The sequence below is a fragment of the Bradyrhizobium sp. USDA 376 genome (genome assembly GCF_054063675.1).
In genome coordinates this window covers 5,521,653-5,539,163 of the sequence record NZ_JBSSGN010000001.1, presented here as the reverse complement: position 1 = coordinate 5,539,163, position 17,511 = coordinate 5,521,653, and the positions used below count along the sequence as shown (strand labels likewise).

At 62.4% G+C, this 17,511-nt stretch carries 23 protein-coding genes and 1 pseudogene; 18 read left to right on the top strand and 6 right to left on the bottom strand.

Annotation, left to right across the window (positions count from 1 at the left end; genetic code table 11):
• Positions 1-116: 116 nt before the first annotated feature.
• Positions 117-1,253 carry an Mrp/NBP35 family ATP-binding protein gene (locus ACVJ19_RS25430; protein WP_453951852.1) on the bottom strand — a complete coding sequence of 379 codons (1,137 nt, stop codon included), beginning with the start codon at positions 1,251-1,253 and terminating at the stop codon, positions 117-119.
• Between the two features lie 85 nt (positions 1,254-1,338).
• Positions 1,339-1,788, bottom strand: coding sequence for a VOC family protein (locus tag ACVJ19_RS25425; RefSeq protein WP_453951851.1), 450 nt, complete (start codon positions 1,786-1,788; stop codon positions 1,339-1,341).
• Positions 1,789-1,984: 196 nt separating this feature from the next.
• Between ACVJ19_RS25425 and ACVJ19_RS25420 the strand changes: the two genes are divergently transcribed.
• The 6 genes from ACVJ19_RS25420 (at position 1,985) to ACVJ19_RS25395 (ending at position 7,558) form a co-directional block, all read left to right on the top strand.
• Positions 1,985-2,857 (top strand): NAD(P)-dependent oxidoreductase, encoded by an 873-nt coding sequence (locus ACVJ19_RS25420; protein ID WP_453951850.1) that lies wholly within the window; start codon positions 1,985-1,987, stop codon positions 2,855-2,857.
• A 22-nt stretch (positions 2,858-2,879) separates the two neighbouring features.
• The gene (gene nhaD / locus ACVJ19_RS25415; RefSeq protein ID WP_453951849.1) at positions 2,880-4,157 is read left to right on the top strand and encodes a sodium:proton antiporter NhaD; all 1,278 of its coding nucleotides are present in this window, start codon (positions 2,880-2,882) and stop codon (positions 4,155-4,157) included.
• A 138-nt stretch (positions 4,158-4,295) separates the two neighbouring features.
• On the top strand, positions 4,296-5,891 hold the full coding sequence (locus ACVJ19_RS25410) for a sensor histidine kinase (protein WP_453951848.1): 1,596 nt from the start codon (positions 4,296-4,298) through the stop codon (positions 5,889-5,891).
• Between the two features lie 44 nt (positions 5,892-5,935).
• Positions 5,936-6,139: a DUF1289 domain-containing protein gene (locus tag ACVJ19_RS25405; protein WP_453951847.1), complete on the top strand. Its 204-nt coding sequence runs from the start codon at positions 5,936-5,938 to the stop codon at positions 6,137-6,139.
• A gap of 28 nt (positions 6,140-6,167) precedes the next feature.
• On the top strand, positions 6,168-6,722 hold the full coding sequence (locus ACVJ19_RS25400) for a TIGR02281 family clan AA aspartic protease (protein WP_453951846.1): 555 nt from the start codon (positions 6,168-6,170) through the stop codon (positions 6,720-6,722).
• Positions 6,723-6,889: 167 nt separating this feature from the next.
• Positions 6,890-7,558, top strand: a complete 669-nt coding sequence (locus ACVJ19_RS25395) for an outer membrane protein (RefSeq protein ID WP_453951845.1) — start codon at positions 6,890-6,892, stop codon at positions 7,556-7,558.
• A 60-nt stretch (positions 7,559-7,618) separates the two neighbouring features.
• Here the strand turns inward: ACVJ19_RS25395 and dusA are convergent, their stop codons facing one another.
• Positions 7,619-8,653, bottom strand: coding sequence for a tRNA dihydrouridine(20/20a) synthase DusA (gene dusA / locus ACVJ19_RS25390; RefSeq protein WP_453951844.1), 1,035 nt, complete (start codon positions 8,651-8,653; stop codon positions 7,619-7,621).
• Positions 8,654-8,745: 92 nt separating this feature from the next.
• Here dusA and ACVJ19_RS25385 point away from each other — a divergent pair, with 92 nt between their 5' ends.
• From ACVJ19_RS25385 to ACVJ19_RS25335, 11 genes are all read left to right on the top strand, one after another.
• Complete coding sequence (locus ACVJ19_RS25385; protein WP_453951843.1) at positions 8,746-9,837, top strand: tyrosine-type recombinase/integrase; 1,092 nt, start codon at positions 8,746-8,748, stop codon at positions 9,835-9,837.
• The gene (locus tag ACVJ19_RS25380; protein WP_453951842.1) at positions 9,834-10,373 is read left to right on the top strand and encodes a hypothetical protein; all 540 of its coding nucleotides are present in this window, start codon (positions 9,834-9,836) and stop codon (positions 10,371-10,373) included. The genes ACVJ19_RS25385 and ACVJ19_RS25380 overlap by 4 nt, the downstream gene beginning before the upstream one ends.
• A 100-nt stretch (positions 10,374-10,473) precedes the next feature.
• On the top strand, positions 10,474-10,674 hold the full coding sequence (locus ACVJ19_RS25375) for a helix-turn-helix transcriptional regulator (protein ID WP_453951841.1): 201 nt from the start codon (positions 10,474-10,476) through the stop codon (positions 10,672-10,674).
• Positions 10,675-10,866: a hypothetical protein gene (locus ACVJ19_RS25370; protein ID WP_453951840.1), complete on the top strand. Its 192-nt coding sequence runs from the start codon at positions 10,675-10,677 to the stop codon at positions 10,864-10,866.
• A complete protein-coding gene (locus ACVJ19_RS25365) occupies positions 10,863-11,162 on the top strand; it encodes a hypothetical protein (protein ID WP_453951839.1) in 300 nt (99 codons plus the stop codon). Before ACVJ19_RS25370 ends, ACVJ19_RS25365 begins: the two co-directional genes overlap by 4 nt.
• Positions 11,155-11,586: an AAA family ATPase gene (locus ACVJ19_RS25360; protein ID WP_453951838.1), complete on the top strand. Its 432-nt coding sequence runs from the start codon at positions 11,155-11,157 to the stop codon at positions 11,584-11,586. The genes ACVJ19_RS25365 and ACVJ19_RS25360 overlap by 8 nt, the downstream gene beginning before the upstream one ends.
• Positions 11,583-12,143, top strand: a complete 561-nt coding sequence (locus ACVJ19_RS25355) for a hypothetical protein (protein WP_453951837.1) — start codon at positions 11,583-11,585, stop codon at positions 12,141-12,143. The genes ACVJ19_RS25360 and ACVJ19_RS25355 overlap by 4 nt, the downstream gene beginning before the upstream one ends.
• Positions 12,133-12,570 (top strand): hypothetical protein, encoded by a 438-nt coding sequence (locus tag ACVJ19_RS25350; protein WP_453951836.1) that lies wholly within the window; start codon positions 12,133-12,135, stop codon positions 12,568-12,570. The genes ACVJ19_RS25355 and ACVJ19_RS25350 overlap by 11 nt, the downstream gene beginning before the upstream one ends.
• The gene (locus ACVJ19_RS25345) at positions 12,567-12,803 is read left to right on the top strand and encodes a hypothetical protein (protein WP_453951835.1); all 237 of its coding nucleotides are present in this window, start codon (positions 12,567-12,569) and stop codon (positions 12,801-12,803) included. Before ACVJ19_RS25350 ends, ACVJ19_RS25345 begins: the two co-directional genes overlap by 4 nt.
• A 686-nt stretch (positions 12,804-13,489) precedes the next feature.
• On the top strand, positions 13,490-13,840 hold the full coding sequence (locus tag ACVJ19_RS25340; protein WP_453951834.1) for a phage terminase small subunit P27 family: 351 nt from the start codon (positions 13,490-13,492) through the stop codon (positions 13,838-13,840).
• The gene (locus ACVJ19_RS25335; RefSeq protein WP_456739453.1) at positions 13,794-15,611 is read left to right on the top strand and encodes a terminase large subunit; all 1,818 of its coding nucleotides are present in this window, start codon (positions 13,794-13,796) and stop codon (positions 15,609-15,611) included. The genes ACVJ19_RS25340 and ACVJ19_RS25335 overlap by 47 nt, the downstream gene beginning before the upstream one ends.
• A gap of 196 nt (positions 15,612-15,807) precedes the next feature.
• On the opposite strand, the gene ACVJ19_RS25330 is transcribed toward ACVJ19_RS25335, so the two are convergent.
• The 3 genes from ACVJ19_RS25330 to ACVJ19_RS25320 form a co-directional block, all read right to left on the bottom strand.
• Positions 15,808-16,101, bottom strand: a complete 294-nt coding sequence (locus ACVJ19_RS25330; protein WP_453951832.1) for a hypothetical protein — start codon at positions 16,099-16,101, stop codon at positions 15,808-15,810.
• Between the two features lie 63 nt (positions 16,102-16,164).
• Positions 16,165-16,410, bottom strand: coding sequence for a DUF2188 domain-containing protein (locus ACVJ19_RS25325; RefSeq protein ID WP_453951831.1), 246 nt, complete (start codon positions 16,408-16,410; stop codon positions 16,165-16,167).
• A gap of 141 nt (positions 16,411-16,551) precedes the next feature.
• Positions 16,552-16,839, bottom strand: coding sequence for a hypothetical protein (locus ACVJ19_RS25320; protein WP_453951830.1), 288 nt, complete (start codon positions 16,837-16,839; stop codon positions 16,552-16,554).
• Positions 16,840-16,959: 120 nt separating this feature from the next.
• On the opposite strand from ACVJ19_RS25320, the pseudogene ACVJ19_RS25315 reads away from it, so the two are divergent.
• Positions 16,960-17,460: pseudogene (locus ACVJ19_RS25315) on the top strand (IS256 family transposase); the annotation flags it as partial.
• Between the last annotated feature and the right edge of the window lie 51 nt (positions 17,461-17,511).

The window sequence follows — 17,511 nt, the reverse complement described above, 5'->3', positions numbered from 1 at the left end:
CCGAAGGGGCTTGACTGCCGTGGGCCTTTAACACGGAAGGGGCGCTTTCGGAACGCGACAATGGCATGACGGGGCTCTACGAAAGTCGCATGTCCCGACGGACTGGCCTCTCCGCGTCAGGCCACGGCGATGACGCCCTTGAGCTGGTCACGGACCTGTCCCGCAATGGCGCGGTAGATCGCCGCATGGTGACCGTCCGGCTCGCTGTCGACGACGGGATTGCCGGCGTCGGACGTGGCGCGAATCGCCATGTGCAAGGGGATCTCGCCGAGGAACGGTACTCCAAGCTTCTCGGCCTCGTGCCGCGCCCCGCCATGGCCGAAGATGTCGGATTTCGTGCCACAATGCGGGCACTGGAAATAGCTCATGTTCTCGACGATGCCGAGCACGGGCACGTTGACCTTCCTGAACATCGCAAGCCCCCGCCGGGCGTCGATCAGGGACAGGTCCTGCGGCGTCGAGACGATCACGGCGCCCTTCAGCGGCACGTTCTGCGCCAGCGTGAGCTGGGCATCGCCGGTGCCGGGCGGCATGTCGACCACGAGCACGTCGAGCTGGCCCCATGCAACGTCGCGCAGCATCTGCGTCACCGCCGACATCACCATCGGCCCGCGCCAGATCATCGCGGTCTCCTCTTCCACCAGGAAGCCGATGGACATGATGGCAAGGCCGAAGCGCCGGAGCGGAATCATCTTGCGCTCGCCATCCAGCTCCGGCTTGTCGCGCAAACCGGTCAGCCGCGGGACCGAGGGGCCGTAGATGTCGGCATCAAGCAGCCCGACCTTGAGGCCGAGGTCGCGCAACCCCAGCGCAAGGTTGAGCGCGGTGGTCGACTTGCCGACGCCGCCCTTGCCCGAGGCGACCGCGATGACGGCGGCGACGCCCGGAATCTCCGACTGCCGCGCCATGGGCGACCCGCCACCCTGCGGTGGCTTGTGGGCATGGATCGGCTGCACGCCCGGCGCGCCGCGGCTCGGCGTTGGTGGCGGAGGCGGCGCGGAGCCGGGCTTGCGTTCGGCGGTCAGCGCCACCATCACGGTGGTGACGCCCGGAAGGCTGCGCACCGCGGCCTCGGCCTCGGCCCGGATGGGCTCCCAGGCCCGCGCCTCGGCGGCATCGACATTGATCGAGAAGAACACCTTGCCGTCGGTGGCGCTGATCGGGCTCAGCACATTGGCATTGATGAGCGCAACCCCGCGCGGCGACTTGATCCGGGCGAGGCTGTCGAGAACCTGTTGCTGCGTCACGCTCAAAGCGCATCTCCCAAACGGGGCATGATCCGGTCAGATCATGCCCAAGGCTTCAGGATGCCCCATTAGAGCGGAAACGACCAAAAGGCTACTGCCTGCCGATATCGTCAGCCATCTCGGCAGGCGCGGCGCCCTGCTCCAGAGCCGCCTCGTAGTTCAGCTCGATCATGACCCCGTTGGGGTCGTGGACGAAGATCTGCCAGAGGTCGCCGCCGGGCACCTGGCGGGAGTCGAACGTCATCCCTTTGGACGTCAGCCGCTGCTTCATGCCGTCAAATCCGCGGCTGACGAAGGCGACATGGTGGACAACGCCGGAATCCGGCTTTTGTGGCTCCGAGGTCGAAGAAATATCGACGAGGTGCACCACCGGCTTGCCCTCGCTGTACATCCAGGCGCCCGGGAAGGCGAAATTCGGCCGGGGGCCTTTTTCCAGACCCAGCACGTCCTCGTAGAAGCGGACGGTCTCGGCCAGATTCCGGGTCCTTATATTGAAATGATCGAGGACGCCAACGCTCACGCCGCCCAAGCCCGATGCCATGTTTCGCTCCCTTGTTTTGAAGTTCTTGAGGTCCGCCATCCTAGCACAGGAGGGCGCCAAACGAAGCCGTTGCCCTCCGCCCTTAAGGGTTTATGGTGCGCCCGATCCGCTCCAGGGCGGAACCCCGAAGATGCCGCCTGGGCGTCCCCCGCCCGGCTACAACCGTAAAACCCAAACTACGGACAAGGTACCACACATGGCTAAAGTCGCTTTCCTCGGTCTCGGCGTGATGGGCTTCCCCATGGCCGGACACCTCGTGAAAAAAGGGGGCCATGAGGTCACCGTCTACAACCGCACCGCGGCCAAGGCGAAGGAATGGGCGGACAAGTTCGGCGGCAAGACGGCGGCGACCCCGAAGGCTGCCGCCGAGGGCCAGGATTTCGTGATGTGCTGCGTCGGCAACGACAATGACCTGCGCTCGGTCACGATCGGCGCCGATGGCGCGTTTGCCGGCATGAAGAAGGGCGCAACCTTCGTCGACCACACCACCGCCTCCGCCGAGGTCGCGCGCGAACTGGACGCGGCCGCCACCAAGGCCGGATTCAAGTTCATCGACGCGCCGGTTTCCGGCGGCCAGGCCGGCGCCGAGAACGGCGCGCTGACCGTGATGTGCGGCGGTGCGCAGGATGCCTATGCCGGCGCCGAGCCGATCATCACCGGCGCCTATGCGCGGATGTGCAAGCTGCTCGGACCCGCCGGAAGCGGCCAGCTGACCAAGATGGTCAACCAGATCTGCATCGCCGGCCTCGTGCAGGGCCTCTCCGAGGGTATTCACTTCGCTCAAAAGAGTGGCCTCGACGTCGCCGCCGTGATCGAGACCATCTCCAAGGGCGCCGCGCAGTCCTGGCAGATGGAGAACCGCTACAAGACCATGAACGACGGCAAGTACGATTTCGGCTTCGCGGTCGAATGGATGCGCAAGGACCTCTCGATCTCGCTCGCCGAAGCCCGCCGCAACGGCGCCAATCTACCTGTCACCGCGCTGGTCGATCAATTCTACGCCGAGGTCGAGAAGATGGGCGGCAAGCGCTGGGATACGTCGAGCCTGCTCGCCCGCCTCAATCGCTGATACCTGACGATCTGAAACGACCTTGCTGATCGCGATCGCCGCCATCTTCGTCCTTGCCTATGCGGCGATCGCGCTCGAGCACCCGCTTGGCGTCAACAAGAGCGCCACAGCGCTGCTCGGCGCGGGGCTGTTGTGGACCATCTACGCAGTCGCAACCGACGACCACGCGCTGATCGGCCGCCAGCTCGACGAGTCCGTCGCCTCCACCGCACAGATCGTCTTCTTCCTGATCGGCGCCATGACGATCGTCGAGGTGATCGACGCCCATGACGGCTTCGAGGTCATCACCTCCTTGATCCGCACCACGAACCAGGTCATCCTGATCTGGCTGATCGGCTTCGTCACGTTCTTCCTCAGCGCGATCCTGGACAATCTGACGACCACCATCGTCATGATCTCGCTGATCCAGAAGCTGATCGCCCGCCGCGACGACCGCCTGTTATTTGCCGCCCTCATCGTCATTGCCGCCAATGCCGGCGGCGCCTGGACCGTGATCGGCGACGTCACCACGACCATGCTGTGGATCGGCGGGCAGATCTCGCCGCTGAAGATCATGAGCGCGGTGTTCCTGCCCTCGCTGCTCAATCTGCTGGTGCCGCTCGCCTTCATCAGCTTCTCGCTCAGGGGCAAGATCATCGCACCGCCGCCGAAGGACAACGGGCTCCTCGCCGTCGATCGGTTCGAGCGCAACCTGATGTTCTTTCTCGGGCTCGGCACGCTGATCGCGGTGCCGGCGTTCAAGGCGGTCACGCATCTGGCGCCCTTCATGGGCATCCTGTTCGGGCTCGGCGTGCTCTGGCTGGTCGGCGAGATCGTGCATCGCCACAAGGAGGAGCACGTGCGCCAGCCTCTCACGCTGGTGCACGCGCTGACCCGGATCGACATGAGCTCGATCGTGTTCTTCGTCGGCATCCTGCTCGCGGTCGCCTGCCTCGAGCATGCCGGCCTGCTGTCGATGCTGGCCAAATGGCTCGATGCCACGATCGGCCGCCAGGACGTCATCGTCGTCGTGCTCGGACTGCTCAGCGCCGTCATCGACAACGTGCCGCTGGTCGCCGCGACCATGGGCATGTACGACCTCGCGCATTATCCGCCGGACAGCTTCATCTGGGAGTTCATCGCCTATTGCGCCGGCACCGGCGGCTCGATCCTGATCATCGGCTCGGCCGCGGGCGTTGCGGCCATGGGGCTCGAGCGGCTCGAGTTCCTCTGGTACGCCCGCCGCATCGCGCCTGCCGCGCTCGCGGGCTATCTGGCGGGGGCTGCGGTCTACGTCGCCCAGCAGGCGGCACTGCATTGACGGCGCGGACCGGGTCCAAAATTAACGCCGGGTTAACGTAATTCTTTAGCTCCTTAAGTCACCTCTTAAGGATTTCTTGCCAGAGATAGAGAATGCAGAAGGCCCGCGCCCGGCGCGGGCAGGAATCGTTGTTGTTCGATGAGTAACCCCGCTGAAAAGCCTGAGGTTGTGCAGCTTCCGGCCGAGCCGGTCAGCGCTCCATCGGCGAGCAGCCGAAGGGCTGCGGCGCAGCGGGTGCGCGAGGCCCGCGATAAGTTAACGTCGACCAGCGGAACCCGGCCGGCCTTCGACGCAGAGATGCTGCGCCAATATGCGCAGACGCGGTTATCGGCCTCCTACGTCGTGATGCTGCTGGTTGTCGCCACCGGCGTGCTGTTCGGGCTATGGATGCAGCCGATCCCGGCCGCGCTCTGGACCGCCGGCATGCTCTGCATCCACGGTGCGATGGTCCGCAGCTGCCGGCGTTTCCTGACTGAGCCCGCCTCACCCGCGGCGACGCGCGCCTGGCGGACCCGTTTCGTCGTGCTCGACCTGCTCTATGGCCTGTGCTGGATGGCGATCCTGATCCATCCCGTGCTCGACATGGTCACGGAAACGCTGATGATGTTCCTGATGCTGCTTGTGATCGCAGTATCGAGCATGCTGGCTGCGAACTTGCCGATCGCCGCGCTTGCCGCCACCGCGCCGGTCGCGGTCGCGATGGCGCTGAGCTTCGTGATGATCGGCTCGCTGGACAATTACATCCTGGCCGCGCTTGCGATTGCCGCAGAAGGCTATTTCGTGCTGCTGGCGCACCGCCTGCACTCCTCGACCTTCGCGACGCTCGAGGCGCGCGCCGAGAAGGACGCGCTGATCGGCGAGCTCGAACAGGCGAAGGCGATCTCGGACGAGGCGCGCCACCGCGCCGAATCCGCCAACGTCGCCAAGTCGCGCTTCCTCGCGCAGATGAGCCACGAGCTGCGCACGCCGCTGAACGCCATCCTCGGCTTCTCCGAGGTGATGAAGAGCGAGATCTTCGGCGCGCATGCGGTGCCGGTCTACAAGGAATATTCCGCCGACATCCATAATTCCGGCGTGCACCTGCTCAACCTCATCAACGAGATCCTCGATCTGTCGCGCATCGAGGCCGGCCGCTACGAGCTCAACGAGGAAGCGGTATCGCTGGTCGGCATCGTCGCCGACTGCCATCATTTGATGAAGCTGCGCGCCTCCAGCCGCGGCATCACCATCCACGAGGTGTTCGAGCAGGCGATGCCGCGGCTCTGGGCCGACGAGCGCGCGATCCGCCAGGTCGTGCTCAACCTGCTCTCCAACTCGATCAAGTTCACCCCGCAAGGCGGCGAGATCTGGCTCAAGGCCGGCTGGACCGCGTCGGGCGGACAATATCTGTCGGTGAAGGATACCGGCTCCGGCATCCCCGAGGACGAGATCCCGGTCGTGCTCGCCTCGTTCGGCCAGGGCTCCAATTCGATCAAGTCGGCCGAACAGGGCGCCGGCCTCGGCCTGCCGATCGCCAAGAACCTGATCGACCTGCATGGCGGCACGTTCACGTTGAAATCGAAGCTGCGCATCGGCACCGAGGTGATCGTCACCTTCCCGCCGGAGCGGGTGATGAGCGCGCTGGCGCCGCTGTCGGACGATTCTCCGCCGCTGCAGCCTGAAGGTTCCGCCCTACCCGACGAGAAGCGCCGGCCGCGCCACAAGCCGATCATGAGCGCGGGCACGGGCTCTTAACCAGATGCTTGCAGACATGCCCGACAATCCTCCACTATGTCCGAATGAGCAAAGAAACGCCGTGCGTCGCCGTCTGCATGATCGATCCCAAGACCAAGCTGTGCTTCGGCTGCGGCCGCACCTTGCCGGAGATCGCGCGCTGGCACGCCATGGAGAGCGCGGAACGGCTCTCGCTCATGGCGCTGTTGCCGGCCCGCATGGCGGACGCCGGTTTGCAGCCGATCGCGGGATCGCCGAAACGCACCTGATCGGCCTGCGCGGTTGCGGAGGTGCGCAATGATCCGCTTCCTCCTCGTGCTCGTCATGCTCGCCGGCACAGCGGGGGCCGTCGTCGCCTATGGCGACCCTGATCAGATCGCGCGCGCGAGCCATAAGGTCTCGCACATCTTCCGCGGACAGACCGCCGCCCCGCCCCCCGCCGTGCAGATCCCGCGCGGCCAGGGCGGCGAATTCGCGCTGCGCGCGAAGATCAACGGCGTCGCCGCGCCAATGGTGATCGACACCGGCGCGACCTCCGTGGTGTTGACCTGGGAAACGGCGAAAGCGATCGGGCTGCCGCTCGAAATGCTCGAACATAACGTCGATCTGGAGACCGCGGGCGGCCACACCAAGGCGGCCCGGCTCACGCTCGATCGTCTCGCCGTCGGTCACCTCGTCGAAAAATCGGTGCCGGCTCTCGTCGTGCAGCGCGGCCAGATGAAGACCAATCTGCTCGGCATGAGCTTCCTCGACCGCCTGGAGAGCTGGGGCGTTCGCGCCGACAAGCTGATGCTCACGGGCTATCCCGAGCTGCAGAGCAGCCACCGCCGCTCGCGCACGGCGGTCGACTAAATCCTTCCATCCCAACCACGATCTTGGGCGGCCCGCCCGAATGCGCAGAGGTGTGGCATTTCCGCTATTTACAAACCGTCCGGTCGGTTTATAATTATCGCATTCCCGGATCGGGGTTGGACAAGCGCTGCTTCCCGCCGGAAGCGGCCAAGTGGGAGATTTGAGTCATGACTGCCAGAGCCGCCTTGCGTCGCCTGATGCGCGCCCTGCCCTTTGCCGCGACGATCGCCGCAGGCAGTGCCGGCGCTGCCGACCTGTCGCCGCGCTATGCTGCCCCCTCCGCCGCCTACACAGCACCGCAGCCGGTCTATTCGTGGACGGGTCTCTATGCGGGCCTCAACGCCGGCTACGCCGAGAGCGGCGACGATGCCTTCAACAACCTCGTCGGCGTGAGCGGCGGCAAGGTCAAGGGCGCCTTCGGCGGCGTGCAGATCGGCTACAACTATCAGCTCTCGCCGATGTTCGTGGTCGGCATCGAGAACGACTTCGAGGGTGGCGACATCAAGAACCATGACGCCCTCAACAGCGCAGCCGTCAGCATCCCCTGGTACATGACCGGCCGCGCCCGCGCCGGCATCGCGACGATGGATTCACGGCTGTTGTTGTTCGGGACCGCGGGTCTCGCCGCGGGCGAATTGAAGGACGGCCCGATCAACAAGATGAAGATGGGCTGGACCGCGGGCGGCGGCGTCGAGTGGGCGTTCCTGCCGAAATGGTCGGCCAAGGCCGAGTATCTCTACACCGAGTTCAAGCACGACGATCTGCCGGATTGGAATTCCGCGAAATTCCACACGTTCCGCGTCGGCGTGAACTATCATTTCGACCTGTTCCGCTGATTGCGGATCGAGGGAGGGGGCCGGATCCTGCGATCGGCCCCTTCTTCATGATAGGCGCGGCTAGGCAGCTACCTCCGCCGGCACGCGCACACCGACGCGCGCGATCGCATCACGCAACACGTCGAGACCTGCGCCCGGCTTCACGCCCTGCTCGGCGAGATGCCGGCGGAACGCACGTGCGCCGGGAACGGCGTGGAAAGCGCCGACGAAATGCCGCGTGATGGCGTGCATCCGCGTGCCGCGCGCGAGCTGTGCCTCGATATAGGGTATCATCGCCTCGAATGCGTCCTGCATGGTCGCATGCGGCGCTGCCTCGCCGAAGATCTCGGCATCGACAGACAGTAGCCGCCACGGCTCCTGATAAGCGGCCCGACCGAGCATCACACCATCGACGTGTTCGAGATGAGCTTTCGCCTCGTCGATGCCCGGGATGCCGCCATTGATAATGACGGGCACATCAGGCATGGCGCGCTTGAGACGATAGACGCGATCGTAATCAAGCGGCGGAATATCGCGGTTCTCCTTCGGCGACAAACCGTTGAGCCAGGCCTTTCGCGCGTGCACGATCAACGCGTCGCAGCCCGCGGCTACCACCGCGCGCGCAAGCGTATCGAGTGCCACTTCCGGATCCTGATCATCGATGCCGATGCGGCATTTCACCGTGACGGGCACGGCAACCGCCCGCTTCATTGCATCGACGCACCGCGCCACGAGTTCCGGCTCTGCCATCAGGCAGGCGCCGAAGCGGCCATCCTTCACGCGGTCGGACGGACAACCGACATTGAGATTGATCTCGTCATAGCCGAAATCCTCGCCGATCCGCGCCGCCAGCGCGAGCTCGCGCGGATCCGAGCCGCCGAGCTGAAGCGCCACCGGGTGTTCGATCGCATCGAAGCCGAGCAACCGCTGCCGGTCGCCATGAATGATGGCGCCCGTTGTCAGCATCTCCGTATAGAGCAGCGCCCGTCGGGTGAGGTGACGGTGGAACACCCGGCAATGCCGGTCGGTCCAATCCATCATGGGTGCGACAGACATGGTCCAAGGCTCGAAATCGTTTGGCTTTTTGCCAATACCTGCGGGAATAGCGGCGCTCATACGTTGTAACCTGATATACCGAATTGTTGCATTTTGCAGCCATTTGCACTATCCAATACAACAATTGTTGTTATGGGAGGGGCATGTTGTAGATGGGGACCATTATCCAGCGAAAACGCAGGGACGGCAAACCATCTTACCTTTGCCAGATCGCCCGCAAGCATGGCGATAAGACTGTCCGTGAGAACCGGACCTTCAGGGATCATAAAACGGCGCAGGCGTGGATCCGACAACGCGAAGCGGAGCTCGATAACCCCAAGGCTTTTAAGGCTGCGACGCAGGGGGCCAAAACACTGGCTGATGCCATCGACCGCTATATCAAGGAACACGGCGGCGAGATCGGCGACACAAAGGCGGCCTGTCTCGCTGCGATCCGTCGCCACTCGATCTCGGCCATGGCGTGCCGTGAGGTTGAGAGCAAGGACGTCGTCGCATTTGCCGGCACGATCAGCACAGTCACCGGTCTCAAGAATCCAGGTCCGTCGACGATAAACAATTATCTATCCCATCTGGCTAGCGTCTTTGCCGTCGCCAAGAAGGGTTGGGGATGGCCGCTCGATCCGGAGGCAATGTCCGACGCGCTATTCGTCCTGCGCAAGCAAAAGATCATAGCGAAATCGAATAAGCGTGAGCGACGCCCCACCCTCGATGAGTTGGGAGGCCTTCTCGATCACTTCGAGGAGCGCCAGCAACGCGCGCCGCATTCGGCTCCTATGGTCGACATCGTCCTTTTCGCTCTGTTCTCGACCCGGCGGATGGAAGAGATCACGCGGATTCGATGGACTGACCACGAGGCGGCGACCGATAAGCACCCAGCCCGCGTTCTCGTCCGAGACATGAAGAATCCCGGCGCCAAGCTCGGAAACGATATCTGGTGCGAACTGCCACCGGAGGCCGAGGCGGTCATAAAGCGTCAACCGCGGAACAACGAGTGCATTTTCCCTTACAGCACCGACGCGATTGGCGCGGCCTTCACGCGGGCCTGTAAGCTGCTAGGGATCGACGATCTGCATTTCCACGACCTTCGGCATGAAGGCGTTTCCCGGCTCTTCGAGGCTGGTTGGAACATTCCGCACGTCGCCCTCGTCTCCGGACATCGGTCCTGGGCCTCGTTGCAGCGGTACGGACACATCCGGCAGCGCGACGACAAGTTCGCCGGCTGGAAGTGGAGGCCAGCGCCGTGACAATTGACCTTCATCCCGACGACGAAGACTTGCTTGGCAAGTTGCGGGCAATCCCGCCCGGCGATCGAGAAGCCGTGTTGGTGCACATTCTCAGCAGCACTGACTGGAAGCCCGATAGGATTTGGGAGACGGTGCATGAATGGCTGGTCCTGTCCATACGCCGCGAACATTCTCCGGGTGATCCGCAACTCGCCATGCAGTTGGGCGAAGTAACCGAGCGGTTAAGGTGGGTTGCGCATCGGGCACCAGTTACCGGCACGACACCAGAGACACTGGCGCTAGAGCGTCAAAAGGCACGGCGCGCATTGCTTGAAGACAGGGCCGGAAAGCGGAGCGATGACAATACGTATCGACGCGACACAGCAGAGGAGTGGCGGACGATTGCCCGCGAGCACGCATCCAAGCGGAAGAAACACAGCCATGCTGGCAAGCGCATCGAAGATTCCATCAACGATGAACTGGAGAAACGAGGCTTCGAACGCATGGCGGACTCGACAATCCGCAAGGCAATAAGGGGCGTGAAGCGTCCAAGCTAAGAAAGTTGTTCCGGCACGAACGGGCGGAACAAACGCACTCGCTAATACCCCTTGCAACGCGACGCATGGTGCGCGCTGGTTTAGCAAGGGGAAAGAAAACGTGCTTCTCACCTCAAACGAAGTCGCCGCGCGGCTCCGCAAGTCCGTCTCGTGGTTAAACCACGCAAGACAGACGGGCACCGGCCCGCGCTATCTGAAAATCGGTCATCAGGTCCGCTATCGCCCCGAGGACGTTGACGCCTGGCTCGATCAGCAGGCGCGCAGCAGGGTCTGGGAATTTGACGCGGAGGCCGTCGCCTAAATGACCTCCAAAAAGCAGAAGGCCGGCGCCGGGGCGGGCGTCGACCTTCCGGTAATTGATCAGGCGTCGGGCTCGATCGAACCGGAAAATATCACAGCCGCCCTTCAAGTCAATAAGATCGCCCGATCATACTTGATCGGCTACGCGCTCGCCTCCGCCATCGCGCAACTAGCGTTTGGGGTGGCGCGATGACCCTGAACTTAGAGAGCGATATCCGCGAACAGATGCGCATGGTCGACCCGGCGCAGTGGTCGACCCTGCAGACCGAGATCTGCGCGGCCATCGCGAGTGCGAAGTTCTACGCCTTCGTTGCGGAAGCCGAGCGCGTAGCCGAGTTGGTTCGGTTCGGTCTCATGTCGCGCGCCGCCGCCGCGGATCATCTGCACACTGCCGCGATCTACAATGAGCTCTATTTCGAGCACGGCATCGAAACGATTCAAACGGTGATGGTCGCCGCCATGGCCAGCGGGGGGCGCGACGATGCTTGATCCTGACCGAATATCGAATCCCGAGTTAGACGCGCTTGCCCTAGCTATCGATCGTAAACAGGTCTCGGCAATCAATTACGACGACTTCCTCCGCCGAGATTTTCCCCCGCGGGAAAACTTGCTCGCGCCATGGCTACCGAAGGCAGGGCTCGCGATGGTGCATGCACCGCGCGGCATCGGCAAAACCCATTTCGGACACAACGTCGCATGGGCTGTAGCGGCTGGCGGCGCGTTCCTACGGTGGACAACCCCGTCCGGCGCCCTCCGCGTGCTATTGCTTGATGGCGAGATGCCTGGAGCACTGTTGCAACAGAGATTGCGCAAGGTGATTGAGGCGAGCGGGCTCGAGCCTCCGATGCCTGACTATTTACGCATCGCCGCGGCCGATCTTCGACGGGATCCGAATCAGGAAAAAGACGAATGACCGTGGTTGCATCTCTCTCAAAACTCTTGCCGTCGTCGCTCATCTGCCCGGGCGTCGAATCGATCGTCGCCGCCGTCGCGAAGCCTATAGCCCTGCACGATGCCGAGCGCGCGTTGGCGGAACGTGTCGCGTTCGAAGCGTCACTGACCAAGCGGCTCGGTGAGATCGAGGAACGGCTCAATTTCAGGTCGCCGCTCCCCCGTATGGTCCTTTCGAAAACCGAACAGGATGAACTTGAGGCCGAGCGAATTGTTCTTAACCGGAAAGTCTTGAACGCGCGCACCGAGGCGGGCGAACTCCGTCGCCAAGTCGCAGGGCTTATGCAGGAGCACGCTCGGTCTGTAGCGGCTTCACTTGCTCCGTTCCGCCGTAGCGCGGCCGAGCAACTCCTGGACGCTGTCAGCCTAGCCGAGCAGGCACTCGCCGATATCGACAAATCAAACAAGGCGCTGACCTCGGTCGGAATTGCACCACCCGCAGCGTTCGCCCTGCCACTCGCGGCGGCGCTGAAAGCGTTGGCGGAAAAGGTGATCATGGAGTCCCGCAATGGTTCGTAAATATATCATCGACGGCGTGCCGATGACCGCGGAGGAGGTCGGCGCGATCAAGGATCCCACCGAGTCGCAAAAGCAACAATTCATCAAGCAATCCGGAATCTCGGATGAGAAGCTGTGGGAGATTGGCGCGATGATGGAGGCTATCGCCCCCGCGTTCAGGGACTACGTTGTCAGGGCGGTGACTCCTCTGGTCGATCGCCTCATTGAGGTTGAGAAAAAGACCCTCGAAATTCAAGAGCGACCGCTCGTGCCTTGGGCGGGCACTTGGACCGCTGATAAGGAATTCACGCGCCATTCGTTTTGTAGTGACCGCGGCTCAATGTGGTACGCCCTGATCGATTCCAAAGGCGTTCGCCCCGGATCTGGCGATGGCGTTTGGAGGCTTTGCGTGAAGGCCGGGCGAGACGGAAAGGACGCAACCCGGTGACCAAGATCAACAACATCGATGCGATCATGTCGAAAGCGCGTTCTGAAGTCTCCGGCATCATCGCTCAATCGGAGGAAAAGTTCATCGTCGATACGGTCGAAAGGGGCGCGCTGACGGTCGATGAAGCTCAGGCCGTTTTGCAGGATAATCGCGAGGCGGTGCAGGACGCTTTCGAGGAAATCATGACGAGGCTTCGCGAGTGGATCGATCGCGGCGCGACCGATCTACACTAAGTGGAACACTGAATGAACACGGTCGCTGAAGTGAATACAGAGCTCTGCCGATATCGCGATGCGGCGCTGACATCGAACAAGCGCACCGGCAGGCCTCTGGCGACTAGCGTGACGTTGGAAATCAGTTAGGCCCCGCATGGCAGAAGCTCGAAGTCCTGAGGCTATGGCATTCCGGCGGCTGTACTTCACTCCCCGTTGGCGCGCCATTCGTTTGGCACAACTGAAGGCCGAGCCTTGGTGCGCGTTCTGCCTTCAGGCCGGCGAGCGCACGAGAGCGACCATTTGCGACCACGTCGTTCGTCACCGCGGCGATGAAGTCCTGTTCTGGTCGGGGCCATTTCAGAGCTTGTGCAAACCTCATCATGATAGCGCGAAGCAGAAGGCGGAGCGCCGAGGCTTCAGCGGTGCTGTGGACGAATCTGGCTGGCCCGAAGATCCGTTGCACCCCGCGAATAGCGGGCGAATGGCCCCCGGGGCGGGGAGGGTATGAAACCAGGATAGCGGGACCAAAACACCGCACGGGGGCACTTGTACGCACAGTCGCGAAACTGAAAGGACTTTAGTTGGTGAAAGGTAGAAGGCCGACGCCGACACACTTAAAGCTTGTGAAGGGTAATCCCGGCAGGCGACCGGTCAACGGACGTGAACCGAAAGCCCCGCGATCCCGCCCTTCGGCACCGGCACATATGTCTGACCGTGCGCGCGAAACTTGGGGGTACGTGACCGGCCTTCTCGATCGAATGGGCGTCCTGACCGAGGTCGATGGCGTCGCGCTAGAAATGCTTTGCGAGGCCTACGCGGATTATCTAGCCGCACGCGCTGAGCTCAAAGCTTTCGGATCCGAATACTACGCCACTGAGACTGCAGCCGGGGACAAAATGCATCGCGTCCACCCCGCCGTTGCCCAACGGAATGACGCGGACCGGAGAATACGTGCCTGGTTGGCTGAATTCGGTATGACGCCAAGTGCCCGAGCAAGAGTGAAAACGGATGGACAAACCGAAGAAGATCCGGCGGCCTCCTACTTCGAGGCCTGACCCGGCAACGGCCTATGCAATGGCCGTCACCGCCGGCAAGATCGTGGCCGGGCCGCATGTTCGCGCAGCATGCAAGCGGCACCTGAACGATCTTGAGACCGGTCCGGAACGTGGCCTAGTTTGGGACGTCGCCGCAGTAAAGCGCGTTATCGGCTTCTTCCGCGACGTTCTCACGGTGGAGGTGGAGGAGACGGCGGACGATGGCGCCGTGACCAGCCGTGCTGTGCCGTTCATCCTGCAACCGTGGCAATGCTTCATCGTCGGCTCGCTTTTCGGATGGAAGAGCAAGGACGGTCTGCGCCGCTTCCGCCGCGCCTATATCGAGGCGGGCAAAGGGTCAGGCAAGTCGCCGCTCGCCGCGGGGATCGGACATTTCATGATGATGGCGCTGGGCAAGTTACGTGCCGAGGTCTATTCGGCGGCGACAGACCGGGACCAGGCTGCGATTCTCTTTCGCGACGCGGTCGCTATGTGGCAACGCTCGCCGCAGCTCAACAAACGCCTATTGCCGTCCGGCATCAACCCGGTGTGGCAGCTTACCGATACGGCCCGCTCGTCATTTTTCAAACCTATCAGCTCAGACAAGCGCGGCAAATCGGGCATTCGGCCTTTCTGCGCGCTCGTGGACGAGATCCACGAGCATCCCGATAACGAAGTCATTGAAATGCTGCGGGCCGGCACCAAAGGCAACAGGGATGCGCTGATCCTCGAGATCACCAACTCGGGCTTTGATCGCAAGTCGGTGTGCTTCAGCGAGCACGAATACTCAATCCGTGTGGCACACGGCGAAGCGGAGAATGACGCCTGGTTCGCCTATGTGTGCGCGTTGGACGAGGGTGACGATCCGTTTGAGGACGAGGAATGCTGGCCAAAGGCAAATCCGACCCTTGGCGTCACCATCCAGCCCCAGTTCATCCGCGAGCAGGTCAACGAAGCAAGAGGCATGCCGTCGAAAGAAAGCATTGTACGCAGGCTGCACTTCTGTCAGTGGACTGACAGTGCCACGGCAGCCTTTTCGCGCGCCGCGCTGGAGGTTGTCTTCGGCGAGGTCGACGCGGATGCACTCACGGAGCGAGGCTATCCCTGCTTCGGAGGCCTCGATCTCTCTCGGGCGAATGACCTGACAGCGTTCACCTTGACCTGGCTGCTCGACAAGACGGTGGACAAGTGGCGCTTCGCCTCTCGGACATGGTTTTGGACTCCGAAGGACACTCTGCACGAACGCGCCAAGGCCGATCGCGCGCCGTATCCGCTCTGGGTCGAGAAAGGATTCATGGAGGCGGTGCCTGGCCGACGCATTGGCTATGGCTGGGTCGCAGATGCGCTCGGCACGATCTGCGCGAAGTATCAGCCCGTCTCCATCGGTTGTGACCAGTATGGGCTCGAGAACCTACGCGAGCAAATGTCTGAGCGCGGACTTTCTCTTCCGTGTGTTGTTCATCCGCAGGGATTTCAAAAACGCGTCATCTCGGAGACCAAGGGAAAAATCGAGACGGGCGCCGAGGAGGTCTATCTGTGGATGCCTCACAGCATCAATCAGCTGGAGGCCGCGATCATCGAGGAGCGCATCGTCATCGACAAGAACCCCGCTATGACCATGTGCCTCGCAGGGGTCATCTATGAATCCAACCGGACCGGGCACCGCATGTTTGCCAAGGATAAGGCCACTAACCGCATTGACGGCGCCGTCAGTCTCGCCATGTCGATCGGCATCGCGACCTGCAGCGGTGGCGAGAAGAAGCCCAAAAAGTACCAAATGATTTTCATATAGGAGTTGCCGTGGAGCAGAAATTCGACATTGAAGAGACGATCAAAGCATACCAGCGAACGTATGCGCGGTGTCAGTTCGTCGATCCTGACTACGCACGACACTGCCTGACGATGATCGAGTTATTGAAGATGGATCAAATGGAAAGTCACCACTTTAGGAAGATCGCCGGGAGCTCATATCGGATGAGCTAGCTGCGTCACTTGATCCGGCTCTCCGCGTTCCCGACGGCAATGAGAGCTTGGCCGATCTTCTCCTGCACGGCTTCAAGTGCGACGCGCGCGGCCAACAACGATGTTTGAGCCTTCCAAAGCTCGTAGGGCGATGGATATGGAAATGGCGGTGGTAATTCTTCCGCAGGCGCGGTGTGCACTTCTGGCGAGCGCTGTCCCGTGTTGATTTCAGCCACCCGACCACTATTGACCAGAAAGCAAGCCGCAATGTCGCTCTGTTCGTCACCGCGAATCAACATCCCCTTGATCAGGGGTACCATCCAATCCTCCAAAGGCTTTGGCATCCTCTACTCTCCTGCCTGTCGGCCAGCAGGTCAACGCGATTAGCCGGGCGGTGGGTATGGGTCATCGCCATAGGTCCACTCGGTCCTAATTTTGTTGTCCTCTCCTTGAACCAGAACCTGAGCATCGCGTCCTACCTGCCCCTGTATGTGGGCTGCGTGGACTGCGACAAGGATTGCCTCTTTCTGAGTATCGTAGGGGCCGCCGAACTGCTCGCCATCGAGCACAACACTCCACAGGCCCTTATCTTTATGGAGGAGCGTGACGAAGTATTTGATACGAGCCATAGAGTTTCCCTCCGGCATCGCCACTATGATCGAGACGTTGAAGCGGCCCGAATCTTTGCAAACCTGACGCGGTGGCATCAACTACCGGATCTGGTGGCTTCCGCCGGTGGGGGCATCATCCGAGCGCCGGCGGGGGACGGCCTACGGCCCGCTTGCGATAGACGGGAAGGAATAAAGCTCCTCGAACTTGCCATCGACGATGATCCCAGCGGACCATTGAGAGAACTGCACACATTCGTATTCAGCTATTTGATCAATCGCGCCGTTCTCAACATTGAACGTGCTGTACTGGGATCGTTGCTCATAGCGGCCCCGAATGAATCGCTGAGTGCCAACGCAGATTAGCCCAGCGCCAGTGACCGCGGCCGTGAAGCTCGACAGCTTTAGCCGCAGAACGGCATCAGGAAAGTGGATGAATGTTTGATGCATCAAGCCGCCGACTTGGATCCAGGGGATGTCCCGGGTTCTGTTGAATTTCTGAAGAGGTCGGCGTTGCCCACCTTGAGCCGGTAGGCTCGGGGTGCTGATTCCACAAAGGAGAGCAACGCCATGACGAGAGATATCACACCGGCTGGTGCGCCGGCGACCGGGGCTGTGGACGAAGCGTTTGCAGAAGTGCGGGCGAGCTTCGATCGGTTCTGCCTTGCGGCAGGGATCGAGGCGCTCGGCACGATGATGGAGGCGGATGTCACGGCGGCCTGCGGGCCGCGCCACGGTCGCAACGCGGCGCGGCGGGCGCACCGTTGGGGCCGAACGCAGGGACGGATCGGCTTCCACGGCGGCAAGATCGAGGTCGAGCGCCCGCGGGTCCGGGGCGTGGACGGCCGCGAGGTCACGATCCCGAGCTGGGAAACGGCGGCGCAAGAGGACTGGCTCGGTCGCTGGGCGATGAACCTGATGCTGATCAATGTGTCGACGCGCCGGTTCGGCCGCGCTGTCCGGCTGCCCGAGGGTGACGTGCCGGCACCGCCCGGATCGGGGGTTTCGAAGTCGGCGGCCTCGCGGAGGTTTGTAGCACTGTCGGCGGCGCGGCTGGCGCCTTTGCGAGCTTTCCTCTGTAATCGTCACCATTTGGCACCACAAAGTGGAACGACCCGCTTT

Bases quoted from the DNA above. Each gene is read 5' to 3' on its own strand.
- ACVJ19_RS25425 (WP_453951851.1), bottom strand. From the start codon at position 1,788: ATGGCATCGGGCTTGGGCGGCGTGAGCGTTGGCGTCCTCGATCATTTC.
- ACVJ19_RS25420 (WP_453951850.1), top strand. From the start codon at position 1,985: ATGGCTAAAGTCGCTTTCCTCGGTCTCGGCGTGATGGGCTTCCCCATG.
- ACVJ19_RS25410 (WP_453951848.1), top strand. From the start codon at position 4,296: ATGAGTAACCCCGCTGAAAAGCCTGAGGTTGTGCAGCTTCCGGCCGAG.
- ACVJ19_RS25405 (WP_453951847.1), top strand. From the start codon at position 5,936: ATGAGCAAAGAAACGCCGTGCGTCGCCGTCTGCATGATCGATCCCAAG.
- ACVJ19_RS25400 (WP_453951846.1), top strand. From the start codon at position 6,168: ATGATCCGCTTCCTCCTCGTGCTCGTCATGCTCGCCGGCACAGCGGGG.
- ACVJ19_RS25395 (WP_453951845.1), top strand. From the start codon at position 6,890: ATGACTGCCAGAGCCGCCTTGCGTCGCCTGATGCGCGCCCTGCCCTTT.
- dusA (WP_453951844.1), bottom strand. From the start codon at position 8,653: ATGAGCGCCGCTATTCCCGCAGGTATTGGCAAAAAGCCAAACGATTTC.
- ACVJ19_RS25385 (WP_453951843.1), top strand. From the start codon at position 8,746: ATGGGGACCATTATCCAGCGAAAACGCAGGGACGGCAAACCATCTTAC.
- ACVJ19_RS25370 (WP_453951840.1), top strand. From the start codon at position 10,675: ATGACCTCCAAAAAGCAGAAGGCCGGCGCCGGGGCGGGCGTCGACCTT.
- ACVJ19_RS25365 (WP_453951839.1), top strand. From the start codon at position 10,863: ATGACCCTGAACTTAGAGAGCGATATCCGCGAACAGATGCGCATGGTC.
- ACVJ19_RS25360 (WP_453951838.1), top strand. From the start codon at position 11,155: ATGCTTGATCCTGACCGAATATCGAATCCCGAGTTAGACGCGCTTGCC.
- ACVJ19_RS25355 (WP_453951837.1), top strand. From the start codon at position 11,583: ATGACCGTGGTTGCATCTCTCTCAAAACTCTTGCCGTCGTCGCTCATC.
- ACVJ19_RS25350 (WP_453951836.1), top strand. From the start codon at position 12,133: ATGGTTCGTAAATATATCATCGACGGCGTGCCGATGACCGCGGAGGAG.
- ACVJ19_RS25340 (WP_453951834.1), top strand. From the start codon at position 13,490: ATGTCTGACCGTGCGCGCGAAACTTGGGGGTACGTGACCGGCCTTCTC.
- ACVJ19_RS25335 (WP_456739453.1), top strand. From the start codon at position 13,794: ATGGACAAACCGAAGAAGATCCGGCGGCCTCCTACTTCGAGGCCTGAC.
- ACVJ19_RS25330 (WP_453951832.1), bottom strand. From the start codon at position 16,101: ATGGTACCCCTGATCAAGGGGATGTTGATTCGCGGTGACGAACAGAGC.
- ACVJ19_RS25325 (WP_453951831.1), bottom strand. From the start codon at position 16,410: ATGGCTCGTATCAAATACTTCGTCACGCTCCTCCATAAAGATAAGGGC.
- ACVJ19_RS25320 (WP_453951830.1), bottom strand. From the start codon at position 16,839: ATGCATCAAACATTCATCCACTTTCCTGATGCCGTTCTGCGGCTAAAG.